This is a genomic window from Sphingosinicella sp. LHD-64, assembly GCF_031157375.1.
In the GTDB taxonomy this organism is placed as follows: Bacteria; Pseudomonadota; Alphaproteobacteria; order Sphingomonadales; family Sphingomonadaceae; genus Allosphingosinicella.
In genome coordinates this window covers 133539-152488 of sequence record NZ_JAVIFV010000002.1, presented here as the reverse complement: position 1 = coordinate 152488, position 18950 = coordinate 133539, and the positions used below count along the sequence as shown (strand labels likewise).

The 18950-nt window shown below is 68.4% G+C and carries 16 protein-coding genes; 6 read left to right on the top strand and 10 right to left on the bottom strand.

Going from position 1 to position 18950, the window contains the following annotated elements:
- Positions 1 to 9: 9 nt before the first annotated feature.
- The 6 genes from RCO27_RS07650 to RCO27_RS07625 all read right to left on the bottom strand — a co-directional run bounded on the left by RCO27_RS07650 (position 10) and on the right by RCO27_RS07625 (position 10353).
- The gene (locus RCO27_RS07650) at positions 10 to 2502 is read right to left on the bottom strand and encodes an ABC transporter permease (protein ID WP_309002076.1); all 2493 of its coding nucleotides are present in this window, start codon (positions 2500 to 2502) and stop codon (positions 10 to 12) included.
- Between the two features lie 23 nt (positions 2503 to 2525).
- Positions 2526 to 5024 carry an ABC transporter permease gene (locus RCO27_RS07645; RefSeq protein ID WP_309002075.1) on the bottom strand — a complete coding sequence of 833 codons (2499 nt, stop codon included), beginning with the start codon at positions 5022 to 5024 and terminating at the stop codon, positions 2526 to 2528.
- A gap of 67 nt (positions 5025 to 5091) precedes the next feature.
- Positions 5092 to 7596 (bottom strand): ABC transporter permease, encoded by a 2505-nt coding sequence (locus RCO27_RS07640; protein ID WP_309002074.1) that lies wholly within the window; start codon positions 7594 to 7596, stop codon positions 5092 to 5094.
- Positions 7597 to 7631: 35 nt separating this feature from the next.
- On the bottom strand, positions 7632 to 8351 hold the full coding sequence (locus tag RCO27_RS07635; RefSeq protein WP_309002073.1) for a head GIN domain-containing protein: 720 nt from the start codon (positions 8349 to 8351) through the stop codon (positions 7632 to 7634).
- Positions 8351 to 9031, bottom strand: coding sequence for an ABC transporter ATP-binding protein (locus tag RCO27_RS07630; RefSeq protein ID WP_309002072.1), 681 nt, complete (start codon positions 9029 to 9031; stop codon positions 8351 to 8353). The genes RCO27_RS07635 and RCO27_RS07630 overlap by 1 nt, the downstream gene beginning before the upstream one ends.
- A gap of 14 nt (positions 9032 to 9045) precedes the next feature.
- On the bottom strand, positions 9046 to 10353 hold the full coding sequence (locus tag RCO27_RS07625; protein WP_309002071.1) for an efflux RND transporter periplasmic adaptor subunit: 1308 nt from the start codon (positions 10351 to 10353) through the stop codon (positions 9046 to 9048).
- 368 nt (positions 10354 to 10721) lie between these two features.
- Here RCO27_RS07625 and RCO27_RS07620 point away from each other — a divergent pair, with 368 nt between their 5' ends.
- Complete coding sequence (locus tag RCO27_RS07620; RefSeq protein WP_309002070.1) at positions 10722 to 12143, top strand: sigma-54 dependent transcriptional regulator; 1422 nt, start codon at positions 10722 to 10724, stop codon at positions 12141 to 12143.
- A gap of 1 nt (position 12144) precedes the next feature.
- Complete coding sequence (locus tag RCO27_RS07615) at positions 12145 to 13482, top strand: ATP-binding protein (RefSeq protein WP_309002069.1); 1338 nt, start codon at positions 12145 to 12147, stop codon at positions 13480 to 13482.
- A gap of 142 nt (positions 13483 to 13624) precedes the next feature.
- Here RCO27_RS07615 and RCO27_RS07610 read toward each other — a convergent pair whose 3' ends face one another.
- The 3 genes from RCO27_RS07610 to RCO27_RS07600 are packed head-to-tail and all read right to left on the bottom strand — an operon-like array spanning position 13625 to position 15906.
- Complete coding sequence (locus tag RCO27_RS07610) at positions 13625 to 14932, bottom strand: FAD-dependent oxidoreductase (protein ID WP_309002068.1); 1308 nt, start codon at positions 14930 to 14932, stop codon at positions 13625 to 13627.
- Positions 14929 to 15369 carry an Rrf2 family transcriptional regulator gene (locus tag RCO27_RS07605; RefSeq protein ID WP_309002067.1) on the bottom strand — a complete coding sequence of 147 codons (441 nt, stop codon included), beginning with the start codon at positions 15367 to 15369 and terminating at the stop codon, positions 14929 to 14931. Before RCO27_RS07605 ends, RCO27_RS07610 begins: the two co-directional genes overlap by 4 nt.
- 54 nt (positions 15370 to 15423) lie before the next feature.
- Positions 15424 to 15906 carry a DUF2721 domain-containing protein gene (locus RCO27_RS07600; RefSeq protein WP_309002066.1) on the bottom strand — a complete coding sequence of 161 codons (483 nt, stop codon included), beginning with the start codon at positions 15904 to 15906 and terminating at the stop codon, positions 15424 to 15426.
- Between the two features lie 137 nt (positions 15907 to 16043).
- On the opposite strand from RCO27_RS07600, the gene RCO27_RS07595 reads away from it, so the two are divergent.
- Positions 16044 to 16445 (top strand): addiction module antidote protein, encoded by a 402-nt coding sequence (locus RCO27_RS07595; protein ID WP_309002065.1) that lies wholly within the window; start codon positions 16044 to 16046, stop codon positions 16443 to 16445.
- Positions 16446 to 16450: 5 nt separating this feature from the next.
- On the opposite strand, the gene RCO27_RS07590 is transcribed toward RCO27_RS07595, so the two are convergent.
- Complete coding sequence (locus tag RCO27_RS07590; protein ID WP_309002064.1) at positions 16451 to 16861, bottom strand: nuclear transport factor 2 family protein; 411 nt, start codon at positions 16859 to 16861, stop codon at positions 16451 to 16453.
- Between the two features lie 120 nt (positions 16862 to 16981).
- Between RCO27_RS07590 and RCO27_RS07585 the strand changes: the two genes are divergently transcribed.
- The 3 genes from RCO27_RS07585 (at position 16982) to RCO27_RS07575 (ending at position 18932) form a co-directional block, all read left to right on the top strand.
- Positions 16982 to 17932, top strand: a complete 951-nt coding sequence (locus RCO27_RS07585) for a cation diffusion facilitator family transporter (RefSeq protein ID WP_309002063.1) — start codon at positions 16982 to 16984, stop codon at positions 17930 to 17932.
- Entirely contained in the window at positions 17929 to 18318 is a 390-nt protein-coding gene (locus tag RCO27_RS07580; RefSeq protein WP_309002062.1) for a VOC family protein, read from the top strand. The genes RCO27_RS07585 and RCO27_RS07580 overlap by 4 nt, the downstream gene beginning before the upstream one ends.
- A 65-nt stretch (positions 18319 to 18383) precedes the next feature.
- Positions 18384 to 18932, top strand: a complete 549-nt coding sequence (locus RCO27_RS07575; protein WP_309002061.1) for a peroxiredoxin — start codon at positions 18384 to 18386, stop codon at positions 18930 to 18932.
- Positions 18933 to 18950 lie beyond the last annotated feature (18 nt).

Here is an 18950-nt window from a genome sequence, read left to right as displayed (position 1 = left end):
GTCCCCTGCCTACTCGTAGCGAAGCGCGTGGATCGGATTGGCCCGCGCGACCTTGATCGCGTGGCCGGCGATGGTGCCGATCGCGATGGCGAGCGCCAGCATGGCCGCGATCACGAAGGGCGCCGGCCCCAAGTCGATGCGCGCCTCGAAGCCGTTCAGCCATTCGCGCATCGCCCACCAGGCGACCGGCCAGGCGATCAGATTGGCGATCAGCACCGGCTTCGAGAATTGCCAGACGAGCAATTTCAGGATGTCCATCGTGCTGGCGCCGAAGACCTTGCGGATGCCGATCTCGCGGGTGCGCCGCTCGGCGGTGAAGGCCGCCAGGCCGAAGAGGCCCATGCAGGCGATCAGCACCGCGAGCAGAGCGAAGGCGGCGAAGGTCTGCGCCCGCGCCCGCTCGGCGGCGTAGAGATCGGCGATGATCGTTTCGCTGGTCCGGGCCTCGAACGGCACGTCCAGCACGAGGCGCTTCCAGGTCGCCTCGATCGCCCTCTGCGCCCCTTGCGCGTCGTCGCCCGAATGGCGCACCATCAGCCAGTCGAGCGCGCCGCGGCTCTGCCGGAACATGGTCGCGCGGATGGGATCGCGGACCGAGCGGAAGCGGCTGTCCTCGACCACGCCGACGATGGTCAGCGGCACTGGGCCAATATCCTCGCCAAGCAGCTCGGCCCGCACCTGCTGGCCGATCGCCGCGCGAGGCGAGCGAAAGCCGAGTGCGGTGGCGGCGCGGGCGTTGATCAGGATATTGATGCCGCGCGCCGCCAAAGCGCGGTCCGCCGCCTCGTCGCGGGGGGAAGCGCGGGTGGCATCGTCGGCGGCGCGGTTCTCCTCGAACAGGCGACCGGCGAGAGGCTCGATCTCCATCGTCTGGAAGAAATTGGGGCCGACGGGCGCGCTGCTGATTTCGACCGGCTCCGCGACCCGTGGCACCTGCACGCGCTGGGTGACGTTGCCGGTCGTTCCGACCCCGACATTGGTGCGGGCCACCGCCTCCACGCCGTCGATGCCGCGCAGCTCCCGCATCAGCGCCTCGGCGACCGAAGCGACGCGGCCGTCGCTCACATTGGCGATCTGGATCAGGCCGCCGCTCCGATAGCCGGGATCGACGGTGCGCGCGTAGACGGTCTGCGCGTAGATGATCGCGGTGCAGATGATGAGGCCGATCGAGACCGAGAATTGGGTGATGACCAGCAAGGTGCGGATCCGGCCCGTACCGGGCATCTCGGCCGCCGAGCGGTTGGCCTTCAGCACCAGGCCGGGCTGGAATCGCGACAGATAGAAAGCGGGATAGAGTCCGCCGGCGATGCCGATCAGCAGGACCAGGCCAAGGATCGGCAACAGGAGCCCGCCGCTGCCCAGATAGGCGATCGACAGATCGGCGTCGAGGAAGGCCGCGTAAGGCGCGAGCAGAAGCTCGACCGCGGCCAAAGCGATCAGCATCGCGACCGTCGCGACGAGCAGGGACTCGCCGAGGAACTGGACGACGAGCTGCTGGCGGCGGGCGCCGAGCACCTTCCGGAGCGCGACTTCCCGAGCGCGGCGGCTGGCCGAGGCGGTCGAGAGGTTGATGAAGTTGAAGCAGGCGGTGGCGAGCACCAGGGCGGCGACGATCGCGAAGGTCGCGATGGTGGTGCGGTCGTTGCCGCGCACCGCGGCGCCGTCCTGCGCCTCGCCCAGATGCACGTCGCGTAGGCCGATGAGGCGATAGTCCTGCTGGGCGCGGAAATCGACCTCGGCGCTGACCGGGATGTTGCGCGCCTCCCAGGCCGGCATCTGCCGGTGGATCTCCTCGGCCGTGCTTCCCGGGCGAAGCGCGACATAGACCCAGCCCGCCTGCCAGCCCCAGTCGGTGAAGAAGTCCGAGTTGGCGCCGAAAAAGCCGGCCGGATCGAAGCGGGTCAGCATGCGCAGGCGCATGTGCGAGTTGCGCGGCAGATCGCGCATCACCCCGCCGACACGGTGATCGACGTTGCGGCCCTGGACCGCCACGGTCAGCGTCTCGCCGACCGGGTTACCCGCGCCGAACAGGCGGAGCGCCTCGCTCTCCGAGAGCACCACCGACCCCGGCTCCGCGAGCGCGGTGCGCGGATCGCCATGGACGAGCGGGAAGGCGAAGACGTCGAAGAAGGGCCCGTCGACCATCGCCGCCTCGGGCACCGCGAAGGCCTGGCCGTTGCGGATCACGGTGGCGGTGTTGGGCAGCAGATAGACCCGGCGCTCGACCTGTGGGAAATCGCGCGCGATTGCGAGGCCCGAGACGTAGGAGGACATTTGCAGGTTAGGGTCGTCGCCATTGTCCTGCGGCGCATAATCGGTCTGCATCTGGTAGATATTCTCGGCATTCGGAACCCAGGAGTCGTAGCTGAGCTCGTAGCGGACGTAGAGCAGGATCATCAGGCAGGCGGCGAAGCCGAGGGCGAGACCGAGCACGTTGATCAAAGCATAGGTGCGGTTGCGCGCGAAGGCCCGGAGGCCCGCCGTCAGATAGCTTGTCCACATCAGCTTTCCCCTTTAGGAACCGGTCATTCGTATCTGAGCGCGTGGATCGGGTTGGCGCGCGCCACCTTGATCGCATGTCCGGCGATGGTGCCGATCGCGATCACCAGCGCGATCAGCCCGGCCAGCACGAACGGCGCCGGGCCGAGATCGACGCGGGCGTCGAACGTGTTCAGCCAGTCGCGCATCACCCACCAGGCGACCGGCCAGGCGATCAGGTTGGCGATGATGATCGGCTTGGAGAACTGCCAGGCGAGCAACTGGACGATGTCGCGGGTGCGCGCGCCCATGACCTTGCGGATGCCGATCTCCTTCGTCCGCCGCTCGGCGGTGAAGGCGGCGAGGCCGAACAGGCCGAGGCAGGCGACGATGATCGCGAGGACGGCGAAGCCGGCGAAGGTCTTCGCCCGCGCATCCTCGGCCTCGTAGAGCTCGGCCATGATGTCCTCGCTGAAGTCGGCCTCGAACGGCACCTCGGTGGTGATGCCCTTCCACACCCGCTCGACCTGGGCGCGGATGTCGGCCGGATTGCCGTTGAAGCGGACGGCGAGGTGGGTGTGGTTGCCGTTGCTGTTCTGGAAGATGATCGGATCGACCGGCAGCTTGACGTTGCGGAAGCGGGTGTCGCGGACGACGCCGATCACGGTGATCGGCACCAACCCGATCTCCGAATCGACCAAAGCGGCGCGGAACGAGCGGCCGACCGCGTCGCGCGGATTGTTGAAGCCGAGGCGGCGGGCGGCAAGCTCGTTGATCACGACGTTCGCGCCGCGCGCCGCCAGCGCCCGCTCGGCGGCGGGATCGGGCGGGTAGGGCAGGGTCATGTCGTCCATCGGCCGCTGCGGATCGAACCAGCGCCCGGCAAGAAGCCGCATGCCCATGGCGGGCATGAAATCCTCGTCGACATTGTAGATGCCGATCGTCACCGGCTCCGGAACACCCGGCACCATGACGCCGGTATTGTTGTTGTTCTGGGTCGCGACGCCGATATTGGTCCGCCCGACGGATTCGACGCCGGGCACGCGCCGCACTCGCTCGGCGATCGTCTCGCCCTGGTTGAGCAGCTGATAGCGCGACAGGCCGTCGATCTGGAGGATGTGGCTGCGGTTGAAGCCGGGATCGACGGTGCGGGCATAGACGGTCTGGCCGTAGATGACCGCGGTGCAGATGATGAGCGCGATCGAAACGGCGAACTGGGCGACGACCAGGATGTTGCGCATCCGCCCGGTCCCCGGCGTCTCCGACGAAGACTTGTTGGCCTTGAGCACCGTCGCCGGCTCGAAACGCGAGAGGAAGAAGGCGGGGTAGAGGCCGCCGAAGATGCCAACGATGACGACCAGGGCGAGCACCGGCAGGACCACGCCGTCAGCGCCGAAATAGGTGACCCTCATGTCCGCCTCGAGGAACGCGGCGAGCGACGGCATCAGCAGCTCGACGAGCGCCAGCGCGATCAGCATCGCGACCACGGCGACGATCACGGATTCGCCGACGAACTGGGTGATAAGCTGCTTGCGGGTCGCGCCGAGCGCCTTCCTCAGCGCCACCTCGCGGGCGCGCTGGCTGGCGCGGGCGGTGGCGAGATTGGTGAAGTTCACCACCGCCATGCCGAGGATCAGGAAGGCGATGACGGCGAAGGTGACGATCGTGGTGCGATCGTTGCCGGGCGCCATCGCGGCGGCCTGGCCGCGGCCGAGATGGATGTCGGCGACGTTGACGATGTGCCAATCCTGGTCGTCGCCGGCGTTGAACCGCGCCTCGCCGGCATTCTCGTCGGGGATGCGCCGCCGCTCCCAGGCCGGGAAGCCGCGCTGGATCTCCTGCGGGTCGGCGCCGGGCCGCAGCTTCACGTAGACATAGCCGTTCTGGCAGCCCCAGCAGTCGAGCGCGCCGGGCACGTCCGCATTGTAGGCGATGAGGTCGATCCGGATCAGGCTGTTGATCCGGAAGTGCGAGTTGCGGGGGATGTCCCTCAGCACGCCGGTGATGCGGAAGTCGCGCGAGACGCCGCGGGTGATCAGCGTCATCGTCTGGCCGACGACATTGTCGGTGCCGAAGCGGCGGCGCGCCTCGGACTGGGTGATGACCGCCGAATTGACCTCAGCCAGCGCATTGCGGTCGCCGCGCGCCAGCGGCAGCGGCACGATGTCGAGGAAGTTGCCGTCGACCCAGAGATAGTCCTCGGTCATCGTCGCCTGGCCGTTCCGGAAGAACACCGGATTGTTGTTGGTGACGTAGACCTCCCCCTCGACCTGCGGAAAATCGCCGCGGATCGACTTGCCCGCCTGGTAGGGCGTCATCTGGAGCTGGGCCTCCTGGCCGGTCTCGCTCGACTTGTACCAGCTCTGGATCTGGTAGACGCGCTCCGCCTCGGGAATCCAGCGGTCGTAGCTGAACTCATAGCGGACGTAGAGGAGGATCATCAGGCAGGCGGCCATGCCGATCGCCAGGCCGAAGATGTTGATGAAGGCATAGGTCCTGCTCTTCATCAGCGCACGAAAACCGACGGTCACGTAATTGCGCCACATGATGATCCCCTTCCCCGACCTATTCTGAAGCGACCGGCTTCTCCCGTTGGTGCTATTCCCGCTGGTGCTATTCGTATCTGAGCGCGTGGATCGGATTGGCCCGCGCCACCTTGAAGGCGTGGCCGGCGATGGTGCCGATCGCGATGGCGAGCGCGATCAGCCCGGCCAGCACGAACGGCGTCGGACCCAGGTCGATGCGCGCGTCGAATGTGTTCAGCCATTCGCGCATCGCCCACCAGGCGGCCGGCCACGCGATCAGGTTGGCGATGATCACCGGCTTCGAGAATTGCCAGGCGAGCAGGCCGACGATGTCGCGGGTGCGCGCACCCAGCACCTTGCGGATGCCGATTTCCTTGGTCCGGCGCTCTGCCGTGAAGGCGGCGAGGCCGAACAGGCCGAGGCAGGCGATGATCACCGCGAGCATCGCGAAGCCGGCGAACACCTGGGTGCGGGCGGCCTCCGCCTCATAGACCTCGGCGACGCGCTCCTCGCTGAACACGCCGTCGAACGGCACGTCCGGGGAGAGCCGCCGCCAGGCCTGTGCGACGCGGTCGCGCACGCCGCGGGGATCGCTGGCGTCGTAGCGGACCAGCAGCACCCCGGCGCCGGGCGGGTTCATGCCGAACATGATCGCGTCGAGCGGCTGGCGGATCGAGCGGAAGCGCGAATCCTGGACGACGCCGATGATCCGGGTCGGCACCACGCCATATTCGGCCTCGACATAGCTCACCTGGACGGTCTTGCCGACCGCGTCGGCGGGGTTCCGGAAGCCCAGGCGGCGGGCGGCGAGCTCGTTGATCACGACATTGGCGCCGCGTGCGACCAGCGCGCGCTGGGATTCGGGCGTCGGTGAGAAGGGCTGGTTGAAATCGTCGGCCGGGCGGTTCTCGTCGAACAGCCGGCCGGCGATCAGCCGGATCCCCATCGTCTCGAAGAAGTTCGCATCGACATTGTAGGTGTCGATGTTCACGGGATCGGCCTGGCCCGGCACCTGCACGCCGTTGCTGATGCTGCTGGTTGTAGAGATGCCGATGCTCGAACGGCCGACCGAGACCACGCCCGGCACCCGCTTCAGCTCCTCGACGATGGCGTCGGCCCGCTCGACCAGCTGCCGGCGGCCGAGATTTTCGATCTGGATCAGGCCGTCGCGGCGGTAGCCGGGATCGGTTGTCCGCGCGTAGACGGTCTGGGCATAGACCACCGCGGTGCAGATGATGAGGCCGATCGAGACGGCGAACTGGGCGATGACCAGTGCGTTGCGCAGCCGGCCCGAGCCGGCGGCCTCGGCGGTCGACTTGTTCGCCTTCAGGACCTGCGCCGGCTGGAACCGCGACAGGTAGAAGGCGGGATAGATGCCGCCCGCTGCGCCGACCAACAGGGTGAGCAGCACGATCGGCAGCAACATGCTCCCGGCGCCGAAATAGGTCATGCCGAGCTCGGCATCGAGGAAGCTGGAGAGGGCCGGCAGCAGCAGCTCGACCAGCGCCAGCGCGGCCAGCATCGCAATCGCCGCGATCAGCACCGATTCGATCAGGAACTGGAGGACGAGCTGCTGGCGGTTGGCGCCGAGCACCTTGCGCAGCGCCACCTCGCGGGCGCGCTGGCTGGCGCGCGCCGTGGCGAGATTGGTGAAGTTGACGCAGGCCATGCCGAGGATGAGGAAGGCGATGACGGTGAAGGTGACGATCGTGCGCCGGTCGTTGAGCGGCGCCATCGTACCGACATTGGCCTCGCCGAGATGGACGTCGCGGACGTTGACGATCTTCCAGTCCTGGTTGTCGCCCTGGTTGCTGGTGACCTGGCCGAACGTCTGGTCCGGGATGTTGCGCCGTTCCCAGGCCGGGAGCTGCGCCTGCATCGCCGCGATGTCGGCGCCCGGCCGGACGGTGAAGTAGAACCAGCCCGACTGCCAGCCCCAGCTCGTCAGCATCTGCGGGCTCTCGGCATAGATGCGGCCCGGATCGATGCGCGCCACCATGTTGAAGCGGACGTGCGAGTTGCGCGGAACGTCGCGCACGACCCCGGTGACCCGGTAGTCGAGGGAAATCCCGCGCTGCACCATCGTCACCGTCTTGCCCATCGGGTCTTCGGCGCCGAAGATGCGCCGTGCCTCGCTCTCGGTGAGCACGATCGTGTTGGCCTGCGAGAGCGCGGTCGCCGGGTCGCCCTTGACGAACGGGAAGCGCAGCACATCGAAGAAGAGGCCGTCGGTGAGCAGGACGTTCTCGGGCTCCAGCGCCTCGCTGCCGCGCAGGACGATCGGGCCGCTGGACCAGGCATAGACGGAGCGTTCGATCTGCGGGAAATCGGCCTTCGCACGCGCGCCGGCGATGTAGGAGGTCATCTGCAGCAGCGTCTCCTCGCCGGTCTGCGGATCTCGATAATGGCTCTGGAACTGGTAGGCGTTCTCGCTGTTCGGCAGCCACGCGTCGTAGCTGGTCTCGTAGCGGACGTAGAGGAGGAGCATCAGGCAGGCGGCGAGGCCGACCGCGAGGCCGAAGATGTTGATGAAGGCGTAGGTCCGGTTCTTCATCAACGCCCGGACACCGACGGTGAGATAATTACGCCACATGCTTCGTCTCCGTTCCTGCGCGATCTGGTGCGCGCTCAGTTTGCCGCGGCACGGATGCTGCCCGAGCCGTTGACGTCCTCGCTGACCTGCCGGGGACGTCCGCTGTAGGTGATGTTGCCGCTGCCATTGACCGTCGCGGCCATGGCCTCGGTGGCCTGTGCGCGGACATTGCCCGATCCGTTGATCACGACCCGTGCGCTGCGGGCACGCAGGCGTTCGAGGTCGGCGTCGCCGGACCCCTGGATGCGCACCTCGACCTCGTCTACTCGGCCGTCGGCCCGGAACGAGCCTGAGCCTTCGCCGGTCAAGGCGAGACGGCCGTCGGTCAGGCCGGTGAGCAAGACGTCGCCGCTCGCGCGGAGATCGACGCCGTCGAGCCGCGGGACCGTGATCCGCGCGATCATGGGCTGCCGCACCCGGTAGCCGCCCTCGACGCGGAGATGGAGCCTGCCGTCCCGCGCATCGGCGCGAATGCGGTCGACCAGATTGTCGTCGCCCTCGAGCTCGATCGCGGCGCGCGGGCCGATCGTGATCTCGGCATCGAGCGCGTCGTCGACAATCACCCGGGTGAAGTCGCCGGCCGGGCGCGCCTGCCGGATGCGGCGGCCCGAGCCTTCGACCGGCGTTTCATCGCTGTAGCGGACTTCGATGCCGCGATCGCTGCTCGCATTGACCATGCGCTCCCGGTTCCCGGCATGCGCCGGGCAGGCGATCAGCATCATGGCCGGAACCAGCAAGGCGGGCATGGTGCGCATCAGGCAGCCCGGCGGTGCTCGATGAGGATGCGGCCGTCGAGCATGTTGACGACGCGGCCGGCATAGTCGGCATGGGCCGGCGAGTGGGTGACCATGCAGATGGTCGACCCTTCCGCATTCAGCGCCTGCAGCATCTTCATCACCTCTTCGCCATGGGCGGTGTCGAGGTTGCCGGTCGGCTCGTCGGCGAGGATCAGCTTCGGTGCTGCGACAAGGGCCCGGGCGACGGCGACACGCTGCTGCTGACCGCCTGACAGCTGGGACGGCCGGTGCCTGGCGCGGTGGGCGATACCCACCTTATCCATCACCTCGTCGACCCGGGTGCGCCGCTCTCCCGCGGGGACATTGTGGTAGAGCAGCGCAAGCTCGATATTCTCGCGGACGCTAAGCTCGTCGACGAGATTGAACGATTGGAAGATGAAGCCGATGTTCCGCTTGCGGAAGTCGGCGAGCTTGGATTCCGACAGGCCCGCGACCTCGGTGCCGTCGAACACGTAGGAACCGCCCGACGGGCTGTCGAGCATGCCGATCACGTTGAGCAGGGTGGACTTGCCGCAGCCCGACGGCCCCATGATCGCGACGAACTCGCCGTCGGCGACATCGAGGAAGATCTCGTCCAGCGCGGTCGTTTCGACCGTGTCGGTGCGGTAGACCCGGGACAGATTACGCATGCTCAGCATCAGATCGGCTCCTTTCATTGCCCACTCAGGCTCAGCCGATCGCGTTCGGCGAAACCCGTATAAGGAGAGGTGATGACGCGCTCGCCGGGGTCGAGACCCTCGAGCACCTCGATCGATTCGGAATTGCGGCGGCCGAGCCGGACCTGGCGCTTGACCGCGCTCGAGCCGTCCGGCGAGACCACGAACACCCAGTTGCCGCCGGTCTCGTTGTAGAAGGCGCCGTTGGGGATCAGCAGCGCCGGCGAGGGATCGCCGAGCGTCAGGCGGATCTGCACGGTTTGGCCGCGCTGGAGGTTCTGCGGCTCCTCTCCGAGGAAGGCGAGGTCGATCTCGAACGTGCCGTTGCGCACCTGCGGATAGATCTTGCTGACCCTGAGGCGGACCTGGCGGCCGCCGGCGTCGGCGGTGGCGATCTGGCCCTCGGCGACGCGGCCGAGATAGAATTCGTCGACCTGGGCGCGCAGCTTGTTGCGGCCGGCGCTGTCGATCTGCCCGAGCCGCTCGCCGCGCTGCAGCGACTGGCCGATCTGGATCGAGAAGGCGGTGAGCTGGCCGGTGACGGGCGCGCGCAGGTTCAGGGCCTCGAGGCTGCCGCGGGCGATCGAAAGGCTGTCGTTCAGCGCAGTGGCGGAGGAGCGCAGCTGGGCGAGCTGGCTCGATTGCAGCCGCTCGTCCTCGCCGCGCTGGCGGCGCAGCACCTCGGCGCGGCGACGCATTGCCTGGGCCGTATCGCGGCTGTCGGCGAAGGTGCGCTGCGGCACGAAGCCGCGCTGCGCGAGCGGGCGCTGCAGCTCGTACTGGCGCTCGGCGGTCTGCGCGGCAAGATCGGCCTCGATGAGGGCGCGCTCGTTGGCCAGGCGGGTCTGGTTGAGCGCGAGCTCCTGGCTGCGCATCGAATTGATCTGCTGGGTGACCTCGGTCTGGCGCGCGAGCACGTTCAGCTGGAGGTCGGAATTGGAGAGAATGGCGAGCGGCTGGCCCTCCTGGACCATCGCGCCGTCCTCGACGAGGATGCGCTCGACCCGGCCGCCCTCGACCGCGTCGAGGAAGACGGTGAGCGACGGCTCGACGCGGGCGCGCAGCGGCAGGAAGTCGTCGAACCGGCCGCGTTGCACTTCGGAGATGGTGAGGCGCGCGGTGTCGACGGTCTGGCTGTTGGCGGTGGGCGCGAAGAAATAGAAGAGCAATGCGACGAGAAGGACGACGCCGGCAGCGAGGCCGACCTTGATCTGCTTCGAGAGGCCCTTCGTCTCGACGACACGGTCCATCGCGCCGCCGCTCTCGGGGCCATGCTCACCCTTGGTCATTCGCACCACGCTCATTCATTATCGTCCTTCATTGTCCTTCTTGGGCTGCGGCGGCGTCGCCTGTCCGATTCCGGACAGAAGCTGTCCGCCGCCGCACACCTTGCGTCCCTTCATGCCAGCGGCAGCGCGATGAACGAGAGGAAGCCGGTCATCAGGAAACCGAGTGCGAAAGCGAAAGTCTCGACCTTTTCCATGTCAGTGCTCCTTGGCGAGGGTGACCCCCTTGCCCGGATCGGAGCATAAGCCGTGCCAGCCGAAAGAAATGGCGGATTTCCGGGATTCCTGCTTGAAAGTGTTGGTCGAATCTCGCATGGACCCTGTCCGCTTCCGGACTTGGCACGGAAGTTGTTTGTCCGGTATCGGACAGCCACGGGAGGGCCCACGTGAGCCAGACGAAGCGCTTCGGGCGCTGCATCATCATCGACGACGATCCGGACATCCTGATGTCCGCGCGCCTGCTGCTGCGCGACATGTTCCGCGAGGTCATCACCGTCCAGGCGCCCGAATCCGCGATGACCGCGATGGAGGAGGAGCGTCCGGACGTCATCCTGCTCGATGCCAATTTCGGGCGCGGCGCGACCAACGCGGCGGAAGGCTTCCACTGGCTTTCCGAAATCCTGAAGCGCGATCCCGACGCGGTGGTGGTGATGATCACCGCCCATGCCGGCATCTCGGTCGCGGTCGAGGCGATGAAGCGCGGCGCGACCGACTTCGTCTCCAAGCCCTGGTCGAACGAGCGGCTGCTCGCCACGGTGCGGACGGCGGCGACGCTGCGCACGTCGCGGGTCGAGGTGGTGACCGAGCGCAAGCGCGCGGCGGCGGTCACGGCGCCGACCGGCGGTGAAACCCCGCTGCTCGGCCAGTCGCCGGCGATGGCGCGGGTCTATTCGCTGATCGAGCGCGCCGCGCCGACCGAGGCCAATGTGCTGATCCTCGGCGAGAACGGCACCGGCAAGGAGTTGGTGGCGCGCGCGCTGCACGCCGGGTCGCGCCGGGCGGACAATGTGCTGGTCTCGGTCGATCTCGGCGCGGTCGCCGAGAGCTTGTTCGAAAGCGAGCTGTTCGGCCACATGAAGGGCGCCTTCACCGACGCCAAGGGCGACCGGATCGGGCGGATGCAGGCAGCCGACGGCGGCACCCTGTTCCTCGACGAGATCGGCAATGTGCCGCTCCATCTCCAGCCCAAGCTGCTGACCGCGCTCGAGCAAAGGCAGGTCGTGCCGGTCGGCGGCAACAAGCCGGTGGGAATCGACGTCCGGGTCATCGCCGCCACCAACGTCAGCTTCGACCAGCTCGCCGACGAGAGCCGCTTCCGTCAGGATCTCCTGTTCCGTCTGAACACCGTCGAGATCGAGCTGCCGCCCTTGCGCGAGCGGCGCGAGGACATCCTGCTGCTCGTCGAGCATTTCGTCGGCCTGTATGCCAGGAAATACGGCAAGGAGCCGCGCGAGATCCCGCCGCCCGTCGCCGACGCGCTGGTCAGTTACGACTGGCCGGGCAATGTCCGCGGGCTGCGCCATGCTGCCGAACGCGCGGTGATCCTCGCGGACGCGGGCGCGTTCACGGTGGACGATTTCTCGCTCTCGCGCGTCGCCGCCCGGACGCCGACGGCCTCCGCGCCGGCGCCGGTTCCGGCCGCGCCGACGGTCGCCGCGGCGCGCGACGACCTCAATCTCGAGCGGGCCGAAAAGCAGATGGTCGAGCAGGCGCTGAAGAAGCACAGCTACAACATCTCGCTCGCGGCGGCCGAGCTCGGCCTCACCCGCGCCTCGCTCTACCGGCGGATGGAGAAGCACGGTCTTTAGTGTGCGCCTCGGCTCGCGCTTTCTGCTCGGCCTCGCCTGGCGGCTGGGGCTGCTGCTGCTCGCCGTTTTCGCCTTCGTGGGATCGCTGGAACGACCGGACCTGGGCGCCGCACGGGTCCTCGCGGGCCTGCTCGTCATCGGTGCGGCGGCGTGGCTGTGGCGGCACATCCAGCGCACCAACATGGAGCTGGCGCGGTTCATCGACGCGGTGCGCTTCGGCGATTTCAGCCAGAGCTTCTCGCACCGCGCCGACGGCAGCGGCTTTTCCGAGCTGGGGAGCGTGCTCGATGCGGCGCTGAAGCGCATGCGCGACGAGAAGCACAAGCTGATCGACGCGAACCGCTTCTACGAGGCGGTGCTCGACGATGCGCCGACCGCCCTGCTCACCGTCGACAACGGCAAGGTCGAGCTCGCCAACAAGGCGGCGCGGCGGCTGCTGATCCGGCACCAGGGCGTCCGCGTCGAGGATTTCCGCGAATATGGCGACGCCTTCGCCGACGCGCTGGAGGGCGGGGCGGTGAACCGGCCGCGGCTGGTGCCGCTGCTCAGCGACGGCGTGCCCCAAACCATGCTGGTCAGCGCGGCGGTGGTGCACCGGCTCGGCGGCCTCGTCCGCGTCGTCGCGGTGCAGCCGATCCAGGGCGAGCTCAATGCCATCGAAATCGCCGCGCAGAGCGACCTCATCCGGGTGCTGACCCACGAGATCATGAACTCGATGACGCCGGTCACCTCGCTCGCGCACAGTGCCGCGGGGCTGATGCGCAAGGTCGACACGGGCGGCAATGCCGACATTTCGGACGCCCGTCAGGCGGTGGAGACCCTGGCCCGGCGGGCGGACGGGGTGATGAACTTCGTCGAAAGCTACCGGCAGATCAGCCGCGCGCCGGAGGTGCGTCGCCGGCCGATCGACGTCGCCGCCTGGGCGGAGGAGCTCGCCGCCCTGTTCCGCGCCGACGACCGGGCGCAGGACGTGGCGCTGGACGCCAGCATCGAGCAGGAAATGGCGCCGCTCGAGGCCGATCCGGACCTGATGAGCCAGGTGCTGATCAACCTGCTGCGCAACGCCGCCGATGCCGCGCGCGGCCACATCGACGCGCCGAAGGTCGCGCTCCGTTTCCAGCGGACGCCGTCGGGGCGGACGCAGATCGAGGTCGAGGACAATGGCCCGGGCGTGCCGGAGGGTCTCAGGCAGGACATCTTCCTGCCCTTCTTCACCACCAAGCAGAAAGGCACCGGCGTGGGGCTCAGCCTCGCCCGTCAGGTCGTGCTCGCCCATCGCGGCTCGATCAGCATTCTCGACGGCGCCGGGGGCGGCGCGCTGTTCCGGATCGTGATCTAGGGTCCAGAGCGCGATCATCTTAAGCTGCGTCGTCATTGCGAGCGCAGCGAAGCAATCCAGCGCGGCCTTCGAGTCAGGCTGGATTGCTTCGTCGCTTCGCTCCTCGCAATGACGAGATGTTTCAGGCTAAGCTGATCATGCTCTAGCCGAGCAGCCGTTCGGCGAGGTCGCGCGCCTGCACCGAAATGTCCGGGACGGCGATGCTTTCCCAGAAGGCGCCGCGGGTGATCGGGCCGATCGCGGAGAGCGACGGCGAGGCATTGCCGAACGCATCGATGACGCGGCTGCCGGCATCGACGTTGAGGCCGAGCCGGCAGGGATCGGGGCGGATGCGGCCGGCGCCGCGCAAGGTGGCGAGCAGCGGATCGCCGCTGTTGGCGAGGCCGAGATCGGGACCGGTGCAGTTGACGGCGTAGCGGACCTGCTCGGTGATCACCTCCTTGCTGCCGCGCGGCTGCCAGGAGACGGCGAGGCCATGGCCGTCCGGGGCGATCTTCCGGGCCCGGCCGGCGGCGAAGGTCAGGCGGCCCTCGGACTCCATGGCCGCGATCCGCTCCGCGACGGCCGGGGCGATGCGATGGCGGTGCACGTCCCACCAGGGGCGCAGATGCCGCAGGAACCTGAGCTTGGTCGGGAGCGGGGCGCCGGTCCACAGCGTCTGGGTGACCGGGCGCATTTCCTGCACCGCGACGCGCCAGCCGACCACGTCGCTCCGTTTGCGGAAGGCGTTGAGGAGCCAGCTCAGGTCGCCCGGATAGTCGGGCTCCGCATCGGAGGAATCGTCCTTGCGGATGTGCGGACGGGGGGCGAGGCCACGCCGCGACAGCGACAGGATGCGGCCGCGGAAGCCGGTGGCGTCGAGCGTGAGCGCCGCGTCGATCGCGGTGAGGCCGGTGCCGAGGAGGAGGATCATGTCCTGGTCGCCCAGACCCTCCAGGAACCCGCCGAACCAGGGATCGTCGACATAAGCGGAGCCGAGACGATCGGGATCGATGCCCGGCGGCGTCGCCGGTCGGAGGTTGCCGAGCGCGAGGATCACGGCGTCGGCGTGGAGGCTGCCCCCGTCGGCAAGCCGGATCTCTTCGCCTTGCGTGCCCGGAACGACGTCGACCGCCTCGCCGCCGATCACCTCGATCGCGTCGCCGGCGGCGTCCTTGAGCTCGCACAGATAGTCGCCGAACAGCATGCGGGGCGCATAATCGTCCGGCGCGCCGCCAAAAGGTGCGAACCAGCGCGCGAAATGGCCGGGATCGTCCGGATAGACGATCATCTTGTTGGCGGGGACGTTGAGCAGATGTTCCGGCCGGGTCGTCCCGTAGGCGGTGCCGCGGCCGGGAACGCGCTCGCGTTCGATCAGGGCGACCTGGCCGGCGCCTCGGCGGAGGAGATGCAGCGCCTGGATCGTGCCCGAGGCACCGGCGCCGATCACGGCGATCCTGGGCTGGGTCATGCGATCTCGCGCTCGGTCAGATAGTCGCCCTGGACCGGATCGGCGAGGCTGAGGCCGTCGAGGATGCGCGCGGTCTCGTCGCGCACCATCAGCATGGCGCGGTGCAGCCGGCACTTCTCCTCGGAAATGCAGTTCTTGCATTTCTCGTAGGCAAGCCGGCTGGCGCAGGGGAGAAGCCCGAGGGAGCCGCGGGTCAGCCGGACGATCTCGCCATAGGTGATCTCGGCCGGCGGACGGGCGAGCCAGTAGCCCCCCTCGCGCCCGCGCATCGTCTCGACCAGCCCGGCCCGGCGCATCTGCGACAGGATCACGGTCAGGAACTTGGGCGGCAGGTTCTGCGCCTCGGCGATCTCGGTGAGCTGGACCGGTCCTTCCCCGTAGCGATCGGCAAGGTGGAGCAGCGCCCGGATTGTGTAGCGCGTCCGTTGAGAAAGCATGGCGCTCCCATGGACCCGATGTGCGCGGAAAACAACGGCTGAGCCGCGCCCGAGTCAGCTGATGTCGGGGGGCGCCTCGTCCAGCCGGCCGTGCAGGCGCCAATTGGAGAGCGCGCGCAGGCTCAGCATGGCAAGGCGCACCTCCTGCAGGAAGATCAGGAGGCCGACGATCAGCAGGCCCATGGCGAGGATGAACAGGGCCGCGATCACCCGCGCGGCGGCGATCTGGGTCGGCTCGGCAATGAACAGGATGGCGACGACCACGCAGACGAGGAGCGCGCTCGCGGTGCAGCAGATGATCGCGAGGTTCGCCGCCCTGATCCGGCGGGCGAGCAGGCGCAGCTCGATGAGGGCATGGTCGCGCTCGACCGGATCGAGCGATTCCGCGGCGGCCGAGACCCGGCGGGCGCGATCGACGACGCGGGCGAGCCGGTTGGCGAGCACGTTGAGGATCGCGCCGACGCCGGCGAGCAGGAAGACCGGCGCGACGGCCAGCTGGATCTGCGAGGCGATGGCGGAAATCTCGGGGTTGTGCATGGGCCCTCCGGCGATCCGTGGCGGACGTTAGGGCGCCCCGGCCACGACGGGCAAGCTTTCTCTAGGCTCCCCGGCGATGATCTCGTGTTGCTATTGCGATGCGTTCGCAATAATACTGTCGACACAGGAGATCATGGATGCTGATTCAAGCGCTTGCCGAAACCCCCGATCTGCGTCTCGTCGCGGCCGCCGAGGCACGCACGGTGATGGCTCTGAGGCTGTGGATCGTAATGGGCAAGCTCGGCCACTGCCCGTTGCGGGCGATCACCGAGCGGCTCGGCTGCGCCCGCGCCGCGGCACATCTGCACCTGCTGATGGAGGAGATCGGCACGGCCTGGCCCGATCCGTTCTGCGCCGCCTCGCCCTGCTGCCCGCGGCTCAGCCACGACGAGGCGCTCGCGCTGGAGATGATCCGGGCAGGTGGCCGCGGCGACCGGCCGGCTTTCGATCGGCTGCTCGCCGACATGCTTCCCGCCGACGTGCGCGAGCGGCTCTACCTTTCGGCTTCGGTGCTGAGCCAGGCGCTGGAAAATGCCTGAGCCGGTCAGGCGGCGGGCGGCGGCGCGAGCGCGGCGGTGACGAGCTCGGTGTCGAAATATTCCCTGAGCTCGATCATCTGCCCGCCCTGCATCCGGATCACGTAGCAATAGCTGTTGTTGTAGGGCCTGCCGGCCGTGGTCATGACCTCGCCGCGGCACAGGACGACGACCGTGTCGTCCTCGGCGATCATCCGCTCCGCCCGGTTGCGGTAGGTCGTCGCGAACTGGCCGGCGAGCGGGCGCAGGATCTTCTCGCGGACCGCGGTCTTGCCTTCGTAGCGGCCGGACCAGGCGTTCGTTCCCTCCATGATCCAGGTGAAGTCGTCGGCCATGGCCGCGACGAAGGGCCGGGTGTCGCCTTCGGCGAACGCGTCCCAGACGCGCCGCAGGACCGCCTTGTTCTGTTCCGGCGTCATGGCAATCCTCCCGGCGCATTTGGTATCAGTTCGAAACCTATGGGCCAAGCCATGTCCTAGCATCACCTGCGCCTCGTGGGTTAGGCAGGGGCCGACTCGCTCGGGGGCGGAGGGATCGGTTTGGCCGGACATCATCACCATCATGACGGACACGGCCACGGCCCGCCCGATTTCGGCCGCGCCTTCGCGATCGGCATCCTGCTCAACAGCCTGTTCGTGGCCGCGGAGGCCACCGCCGGCATCCTGTTCGGCTCCATGGCCCTGCTCGCCGATGCCGGGCACAATCTCTCCGACGTGGTCGGGCTGGCCGTCGCCTGGGTCGGGGCCGGACTGTCGAAGCGGGCGCCGACGCGGCGCTTCACCTGGGGCTATCGCGGCGCCTCGATCCTCGCCTCGCTCAGCAACGGCGTGCTGCTGCTGATCGCGGTCGGCGCGATCGCGGCCGAGGCGATCGGACGGTTCGCCAATCCGCCGCCGGTCGAGGGCGGCGTGATGATCGCCGTCGCGGCGATGGGCGTCGTCATCAATTTCGGCACCGCGCTCCTGTTCGTCCGCGGCCGCAAGCGCGACATCAACATCCAGGGCGCCTATCTCCACATGGCCGCCGATGCCGGCGTCTCCGCCGGCGTGGTCGTCGCCGGCGCGCTGATCCTGTGGACCGGCGCGCTCTGGATCGATCCGGCGATCAGCCTCGTCATCGCCGCGATCATCCTGTGGAGCACCTGGGGCCTGTTGAAGCAGTCGCTCTATCTCTCGATGGGTGCGGTGCCCGAGGGGATCGACACCGACGACGTCGAAGCCGCGCTGATCGCGCTGCCGGGCGTCACCAAGGTGCACGACCTTCACATCTGGGCGTCGGGCACGACCGAGACGGTGATGACGGCGCATCTCGTCCTTGCCGGCGGCCATCCCGGCAACGGCTTCCTCACGGACGCCCAGCGCGTGATGCACGACCGGTTCGGCATCGGCCACGTCACCATCCAGATCGAGGTGGGCGAGGGCGCCGATTGCGACGATTGCGGTGCGCCGGACGGCCATGGCGGCCATGATCATGCGGTGCCGGCGCGATGACCCGCAACATCGTCCAGGTCACGCCGTTCATGCTCGTGCCCGATCTGGAGGCGGCGCTCGCCTTCATGACCGAGACGCTCGGGTTCGGCGTGGATTTCCGGATGAGCGACTATGCCTATGTGAGCCGCGAGGGCGCAGGCTTGCGGATGATGGCGGCCGGGCCGGGGAATCCGTTCCAGCCGGGCACGCGCCGCTTTGCCTATTATTTCGACTGCCGCGACGTCGACGCGCTGTACGCCGAGCTCAAGCCCCGGCTCGACCGGCTGCCGGCGGGCGACGTCCATGGACCGGCGGACAAGCCCTATCGCCAGCGCGAGCTGCTGGTGCTGGCGCCCGACGGAAATCTGATCGCGTTCGGGCAGGCGATCGCCGCGGCTGGCGGCTGAGGCTGGTCGCCGACGAAATCGGCCCTTATTCTGCCGCCCTCTCCAAGACAGGAGTCGCCTGACCCATGCGCATCCTCGCCCCCGCCCTCGCCGTCCTGCTCGCCCTCGCGCCTTCGGCCGCCGTGCCGGCGCTGCCCAACGGTGCCCGCGCGCCCGATTTCACCACCACCGGCGCGCTCGCCGGCCGGCCGTTCCGTCTCCATCTCGCCGAGCAGCTCCGGCACGGCCCGGTCGTGCTCTATTTCTATCCGCGCGCCTTTACCGCCGGCTGCACGGCCGAGGCGCATGCCTTCTCCGAGGCGGCGGCCGACTTCCGCGCCGCCGGCGCACGCGTGATCGGCATGTCGGCGGACGATTACGACACGCTGCGGCGCTTTTCGGTGGAGGCCTGCCGCAACGCCTTCCCGGTCGCGACCGCCTCGCCGGAGACGATCCGCGCCTATGACGTGCTGCTGCGCGAGGGCGCCAACATGACCAACCGCACCTCCTATGTGATCGCTCCCGACGGGCGGATCATCTATGCGCACAGCGAGATGGACTGGCGCAATCACGTGACCAACACGCTGGCCGCGGTCCGCCAGTGGCATGCGGAGCAGCAGCGCCGGTCCCGCTGACGCCGTCCCGCTCGCGAC

Excerpts from the sequence above, each read along its gene's own strand:
- RCO27_RS07650 (WP_309002076.1), bottom strand. The coding sequence starts at position 2,502 with ATGTGGACAAGCTATCTGACGGCGGGCCTCCGGGCCTTCGCGCGCAAC.
- RCO27_RS07645 (WP_309002075.1), bottom strand. The coding sequence starts at position 5,024 with ATGTGGCGCAATTACGTGACCGTCGGTTTTCGTGCGCTGATGAAGAGC.
- RCO27_RS07640 (WP_309002074.1), bottom strand. The coding sequence starts at position 7,596 with ATGTGGCGTAATTATCTCACCGTCGGTGTCCGGGCGTTGATGAAGAAC.
- RCO27_RS07635 (WP_309002073.1), bottom strand. The coding sequence starts at position 8,351 with ATGCGCACCATGCCCGCCTTGCTGGTTCCGGCCATGATGCTGATCGCC.
- RCO27_RS07630 (WP_309002072.1), bottom strand. The coding sequence starts at position 9,031 with ATGCTGAGCATGCGTAATCTGTCCCGGGTCTACCGCACCGACACGGTC.
- RCO27_RS07625 (WP_309002071.1), bottom strand. The coding sequence starts at position 10,353 with ATGAGCGTGGTGCGAATGACCAAGGGTGAGCATGGCCCCGAGAGCGGC.
- RCO27_RS07610 (WP_309002068.1), bottom strand. The coding sequence starts at position 14,932 with ATGACCCAGCCCAGGATCGCCGTGATCGGCGCCGGTGCCTCGGGCACG.
- RCO27_RS07605 (WP_309002067.1), bottom strand. The coding sequence starts at position 15,369 with ATGCTTTCTCAACGGACGCGCTACACAATCCGGGCGCTGCTCCACCTT.
- RCO27_RS07600 (WP_309002066.1), bottom strand. The coding sequence starts at position 15,906 with ATGCACAACCCCGAGATTTCCGCCATCGCCTCGCAGATCCAGCTGGCC.
- RCO27_RS07595 (WP_309002065.1), top strand. The coding sequence starts at position 16,044 with ATGCTGATTCAAGCGCTTGCCGAAACCCCCGATCTGCGTCTCGTCGCG.
- RCO27_RS07590 (WP_309002064.1), bottom strand. The coding sequence starts at position 16,861 with ATGACGCCGGAACAGAACAAGGCGGTCCTGCGGCGCGTCTGGGACGCG.
- RCO27_RS07580 (WP_309002062.1), top strand. The coding sequence starts at position 17,929 with ATGACCCGCAACATCGTCCAGGTCACGCCGTTCATGCTCGTGCCCGAT.
- RCO27_RS07575 (WP_309002061.1), top strand. The coding sequence starts at position 18,384 with ATGCGCATCCTCGCCCCCGCCCTCGCCGTCCTGCTCGCCCTCGCGCCT.